The organism is Pseudogracilibacillus amylolyticus (SeqCode) (assembly GCF_051918545.1).
Taxonomy (GTDB): Bacteria; Bacillota; Bacilli; order Bacillales; family Amphibacillaceae; genus Pseudogracilibacillus.
The window spans coordinates 2,960-5,034 of record NZ_JBPPZG010000253.1; the positions used below are offsets into that span (position 1 = coordinate 2,960).

Consider the following 2,075-nt stretch of genomic DNA (forward strand, 5'->3'; position numbering starts at 1 on the left):
GTTTCTCTAGTGGTTGGTTGATGTGTACCTCCACAGTGGACTTTCACCACCTAGATGGTCGCCATGCCTGGCGCACACATAAAAAAAGAGAGCTTCACACTCTCTTTTTTTGTAGTTCGTTTTCGTTTAGCAATAACCGTCGCCATATCCTCTGTCTGAGAATACTGCTCCAATAATGATCAACAGAATAAACAATACGACAATCAAAGCAAAGCCACTTCCGAAACATCCTCCGTAACCTTTATCGCTCATGTTAACCCCTCCCCATTTTTTAACAATCCATTATTTTGCGATGGATACCCATTCGCTTATGGTACATTTTATGTAATAGTAGGCTACATGTAAGGGCGATTAACCAGTTCCGAAAAAAGAGTTACTTTTTTAGCTAGAAATATTCAGAAACATTATATATTTTTCCATTTTGTATATTTACTTCATCCGTTAATATATTAACTAAAACTCCAGCAACCGCTTCCGTGTCAGACAATAAATTTTGCTTTTTGTAATCTTTAAAAGTATCAACATCAATGAACTGATCATAACTACTGGAGCGAATTTTTGCTTGCATTTCTGTATCCATTACACCTGGGCTAAAGGCGAATATTTTATTTCCGGTTTTCAATTCCTCTTGTTCTAATGCAACAGCCTTTGTATACATATTTAAACTTGCTTTCGAACTGCAATAGGCACTCCAACCAAAAATTGGTCGATTCGCTGCACCACTCGTTATATTCACTCCGACAAATGGGATATTTTCATCACAAAAACGTAAGAATGAATTTAATAATACCATTGGTGTAACGATATTTACTTGAAAGTGGTATTCCAACTCCTTTGCATCTGTTTGGGTAGCTTGATTGATGGGCGACAAAACTGCAGCATTATTTACAAGATACATTTGAGATAGCTTATGTTCGGTTAATTTTTCTTTTATCTCTGCAATCAACTTAATGGTTTGCTCAGCATTCCCTAAGTCACAGCTGAAATGGGTAAAAGTAACATCATTTACCTCTGCTAATTGTTGTAACTGATTATTTGGGGTGCGGGATACACCGTATACATGAATCCCCGATTCCAGTAAAAATTCAGCTGTAGATTTCCCAAGCCCTTTAGATACTCCTGTTACAATTGCAATTTTCAATATAATCCCTCACTTTTAAAATGGATCACAGATAAAACATTCCTTTCTAAAACGAACTATTACTGAATCAGGTAGCAAATGAAAAAAACTAAATTTAATCACAGCTAAGGAAGAATGACTCGACCTAAAGATGTTGAGTCGTTTGTCAAGATGTCGAGTCATTCTCAAACATGCGGAGTCGTGGGACAAGACGTCGAGTCATTCTTAAACATGTTGAGTCGTGGGACAAGACGTCGAGTCATTCTCAAACATGTTGAGTCGTGGGACAAGACGTCGAGTCATTACCCTAGATGTTGAGTCGATTTATAACATATATAATCTTATATTACCGTTTCGAGATGAAGCATTAAAAATTCTTCAATTCGAAACATCATTCAACCCCGATAGAAACATATTGTGTTTCCAAAAATGCATCCATTCCTTCATGGCCGCCTTCTCTTCCAATGCCACTTTCTTTCATTCCACCAAATGGGGCTTGTGCCGCGGATGGCATTCCATCATTCCAGCCGACGATTCCAAAATCTAGCTTCTCAATTAATTTAGTTCCACGTGCAACACTTTCTGTAAAGACATAGGCAGCTAAGCCATATTCTGTGCTATTGGCAAAATCAGCCGCTTCTTCGTCGTTTGCAATTTTTTGAATTGGAGCTACAGGGCCAAACGTTTCTTCCTGCATAATGATCATGGATGGATCAATATCTCGAAGTACTGTCGGCTCATAAAAAGTTCCGGTACCTTGAATACGGTTTCCACCTGTAACCAATGATGCTCCTTTTTTAACAGCATCTTGCACATGGCTGGCGACTTTTTCTAAGCCATCTTCATTGATCAGCGGCCCAATGTCTACTCCATCCATTCCGTCTCCCACTTTTAATTGTTTTACTTTTGCAGCAAATTTTTCTACAAATTGGTCATAAATTCCTTCCTGTACATA

Annotated in this window: 3 protein-coding genes; all 3 read right to left on the reverse strand. The window is 38.2% G+C overall.

Features of this window, described 5'->3' with window-relative positions:
• Positions 1 to 126: 126 nt before the first annotated feature.
• Positions 127 to 252, reverse strand: a complete 126-nt coding sequence (locus ACPYKA_RS18745) for a YjcZ family sporulation protein (RefSeq protein ID WP_479543722.1) — start codon at positions 250 to 252, stop codon at positions 127 to 129.
• Positions 253 to 385: 133 nt separating this feature from the next.
• A complete protein-coding gene (locus tag ACPYKA_RS18750) occupies positions 386 to 1,141 on the reverse strand; it encodes a (S)-benzoin forming benzil reductase (protein WP_479543723.1) in 756 nt (251 codons plus the stop codon).
• A 370-nt stretch (positions 1,142 to 1,511) separates the two neighbouring features.
• A partial coding sequence (locus ACPYKA_RS18755) for an aldehyde dehydrogenase family protein (protein WP_479543724.1) occupies positions 1,512 to 2,075 on the reverse strand: 564 nt, incomplete at its 5' end.

Coding starts and splice junctions, on each gene's coding strand:
- ACPYKA_RS18745 (WP_479543722.1), bottom strand. CDS start 252: ATGAGCGATAAAGGTTACGGAGGATGTTTCGGAAGTGGCTTTGCTTTG.